The organism is Microbacterium sp. (assembly GCF_035277845.1).
Classification (GTDB): domain Bacteria; phylum Actinomycetota; class Actinomycetes; order Actinomycetales; family Microbacteriaceae; genus Microbacterium.
This window is the reverse complement of the sequence record NZ_DATEJS010000291.1, coordinates 1-3,486: the sequence shown is the minus strand read 5'-3', so window position 1 is coordinate 3,486 and position 3,486 is coordinate 1. Positions and strand designations below refer to the sequence as shown.

Below are 3,486 nucleotides of genomic sequence, written 5' to 3'. Positions count from 1 at the left end.
CGTCTGCACAGCCCGTGCGCCGCGCTGCGACGCATGCCCCTTGGCGCATATGTGCGCGTGGCGGCAGGCGGGACGTCCCGACAATGCCGACGCGCCCCGCCGTCAGGCACGGTACGAGGGCAGCGACCGCCAGGCTCGCGGTGCTGTGCTGCGGCAGCTGCGGGCCGCGGCATCCGTCCCTCTCGACGAGGTGCTCGCCAACTGGCACGACCCGGCACAGCGCGACCGCGCGATCGATTCGCTCGTCGCGGACGGCCTCGCCGAGGCGGCGGACGGGATGCTGCGTCTGCCGCGGTGATCCTCAGCCGCAGTATTCCGAGGGCGTCGCGTCTGCGCCGGCCAGCACCTGGATGGAGCGGACCACGCCGTCCCGACCCTCGAAGATGATCGATCGACCTCTCGTGGCGTAGCGCAGGGCGAATTGCGCGTTCGGGTCCGTCACGAGAACCGCGGTGGGGTAGGCGGCCACGACGGCGGCACGGCTCGACCCCAGCGTGATGCCCTCGGCGGTGCGCGGCGGGTCGGCCGGCTGGTGGTCGAACCCCCACGAGTCGATCGCGACCAGGTCGATCACGTCGGTCGTGGCGGTGCCGTCGTGCTTCGCGCCCACCCAGGTCGTCATGGTGTCACGGCGGGTGACGATCCACCGGCAGTCGGGGTACGGGGTCGCCCCGAGGGCCTTTCCGGCAGCGGCGAACGAGCCGCCGAGCGTGAAGCGCCCGATCCCGTCCGGGGTGATGCCCGCGGTCGACGTCGGCGTGGGCCTCGGGGTCGGTGTCGGGGTCGGCGTGCGGCCCGGCTGAGGCGTCGGTGTGCTGGATGCGGCGGCGGACGGCGCCGCCGGCGCACTGGTCACGGATGTCCGGTTCACCTCCGGACGAGCCGTGGCCGCGCAGCCTGTGAGCGCGAGCACCGCGATCGTTGCCGCGAGTGCCGATGCCCGCAGACGCGCCCCCGGCCGACGCTTCATCAGTCCTCTTCGTACTCCAGCTCGCGGGGCTTGACGTACGGGTCGGCTTCGCCGGCGAACGTGGCGGATGCCGCGAGACCCGCCACCTGCTCGTCCCGCTCACGCGCCTCGCGCAGCAGGTCCTCGATGTGCCCGGCGTTGTCGGGCAGCGCGTCGGGGATGAACTCGAGCGAGGGCGTGAGCCGGACGCCGAGCTTGCGCCCGATCTCGCTGCGCAGCATCCCGGTCGCGGACTTCAGCGCCTCGCCGGACGCCAGCCGCTCCTCCTCGCTGCCGAGCACCGTGTAGAACACGGATGCGTGCTGCAGGTCGCCGGTCACGCGGACGTCGGTGATCGTCACGAATCCGAGCCGCGGGTCGCGCAGCCCCTTCTCGAGGCGCTCCGCGATGAGCACGCGGATGCGGTCGGCCAGTCGTGCCTGTCGTTCCGAAGCCATGTTCTTCTCCTTGTCCTCGCCGGTCGTTGAGCGAGGAGCGGAGCGACGAGCCGAAACGCAGCGACCCTCACGGGCACACTGCGTTTCGACTCGCTCCGCTCGCTCGACGATCGAGTGGGGTCAGCCGCGCGGCTTCTCCACCATCTCGGTGGTCTCGATCTCGTCGCCGATCTGGATGTCGTTGTACTTGCCGAGGCCGATACCCGCCTCGAAGTCCGTGCGGACCTCGGTGACGTCGTCCTTGAACCGGCGCAGCGACTCGATGGCCAGGCCATCCGCGATGACGACGCCGTCGCGGATGACGCGCGCCTTCGCGTTGCGCGTGATCGTGCCCGAACGGACGATGACACCGGCGATGTTGCCGAACTTGGAGGACCGGAAGACCTCGCGGATCTCCGCGACGCCCGACTGGACCTCTTCGTACTCCGGCTTGAGCATGCCCGTGAGCGACTGCTCCACATCGTCGATCGCGTTGTAGATGACCGAGTAGAACCGGATGTCGACGCCCTCGCGGGAGGCGCGCTCGCGGGCTTTCGCGTCCGGGCGGACGTTGAAGCCGATCACGATCGCGTTGTCGATCGTCGCCAGGTTCACGTCGGACTCCGTGATCGCACCGACGCCGCGGTGGATGATGCGCAGCTGCACCGACTCGTCGACCTCGATCTTGAGCAGCGACTCCTCGAGCGCCTCCACGGCACCCGAGACGTCGCCCTTGATGATGAGGTTGAGCGACTCGACCTTGCCCTCTTCGAGGGCGCGGGTGAAGTCCTCGAGCGAGATGCGCTTGCGGGCCTTGGCCAGCTGGGCGTTGCGCTCGGCGGCCTCGCGCTTCTCCGCGATCTGGCGGGCGGTGCGATCCTCCTCGGTGACGATGAAGGTGTCACCGGCGCGCGGCACCGAGTTCAGACCCTGCACCTGCACCGGACGGGAGGGCGCGGCCTCCTCGACCTGCTCGCCGTTCTCGTCGATCATCGCGCGGACGCGGCCGTACGCGGTGCCCGCGACGATCGCGTCGCCGACGCGCAGCGTCCCGGACTGGATGAGCACGGTCGCCACCGAGCCGCGGCCCTTGTCGAGCTTGGCTTCGATCGCGACGCCGCGGGCGTCCTTGTTCGGGTTCGCGCGCAGGTCGAGACCCGCGTCCGCGGTCAGCAGCACGGCGTCGAGGAGCTCCTGGATGCCGATGTTCTGACGGGCCGACACGTCGACGAACATGACGTCGCCGCCGTACTCCTCGGCGACGAGGCCGTACTCGGTGAGCTGCTGGCGCACCTTGGCCGGGTTCGCCTCGGGCTTGTCGATCTTGTTGACCGCGACCACGATCGGAACACCCGCCGCCTGGGCGTGGTTCAGCGCCTCGACCGTCTGCGGCATGATGCCGTCGTCTGCTGCGACCACGAGGATCGCGATGTCGGTCACCTGGGCACCGCGGGCACGCATGGCGGTGAACGCCTCGTGACCGGGGGTGTCGATGAAGGTGATCGCGCGCTCGATGTCCTCGTGCTCGGTCCACACCTGGTAGGCACCGATGTGCTGGGTGATGCCGCCGGCCTCGCCCGCGACCACGTTCGTCTGCCGGATGGCATCCAGCAGTCGCGTCTTGCCGTGGTCGACGTGACCCATGACGGTGACCACCGGAGGACGGATCTCGAGGTCCTCGTCCTCCTCGTCCAGGAGCTCCTGCTCGAGGTCGAGACCGAAGCCTTCGAGCAGCTCCTTGTCCTCGTCCTCGGGCGAGACCATCTGGATCTTGTAGCCGAGCTCGGCGCCGAGCACCTCGAAGGTGGCCTCGTCGAGCGACTCGGTGGCTGTGGCCATCTCACCCAGGTTGAAGAGGATCGTGACCAGCGTGCCGGGCTGCACGGTGTAGCCGTTCAGCGCCTCGAGCTTGTCCGCGAAGTCCGCGATGGATGCGCCGCGGCGCATGCGGATGATCTCGCCGTTGCCCTTCTGGACGTTGACGCCGCCGACGACCGGCGCCGACCGCATCTCGAACTCTTGACGCTTCGCCCGACGCGACTTGCGCTGCTTCGACTTGCCGCCGCCCTTGCCGAAGGCACCCGCGGTGCCACCGCCGGG

Annotated in this window: 3 protein-coding genes and 1 pseudogene; 1 reads left to right on the top strand and 3 read right to left on the bottom strand. The window is 69.7% G+C overall.

Going from position 1 to position 3,486, the window contains the following annotated elements:
* Positions 1 to 298, top strand: a pseudogene (locus VJR25_RS12790) (A/G-specific adenine glycosylase); the annotation flags it as partial.
* Between the two features lie 3 nt (positions 299 to 301).
* On the opposite strand, the gene VJR25_RS12785 reads toward VJR25_RS12790, so the two are convergent.
* The 3 genes from VJR25_RS12785 to infB all read right to left on the bottom strand — a co-directional run.
* Complete coding sequence (locus VJR25_RS12785) at positions 302 to 856, bottom strand: hypothetical protein (RefSeq protein WP_324115610.1); 555 nt, start codon at positions 854 to 856, stop codon at positions 302 to 304.
* Positions 857 to 969: 113 nt separating this feature from the next.
* Positions 970 to 1,407, bottom strand: coding sequence for a 30S ribosome-binding factor RbfA (gene rbfA / locus VJR25_RS12780; protein WP_324115608.1), 438 nt, complete (start codon positions 1,405 to 1,407; stop codon positions 970 to 972).
* Between the two features lie 120 nt (positions 1,408 to 1,527).
* The coding region (gene infB / locus VJR25_RS12775) for a translation initiation factor IF-2 (protein ID WP_324115606.1) at positions 1,528 to 3,486 on the bottom strand (1,959 nt) is incomplete at its 5' end.

Excerpts from the sequence above, each read along its gene's own strand:
- rbfA (WP_324115608.1), bottom strand. The coding sequence starts at position 1,407 with ATGGCTTCGGAACGACAGGCACGACTGGCCGACCGCATCCGCGTGCTC.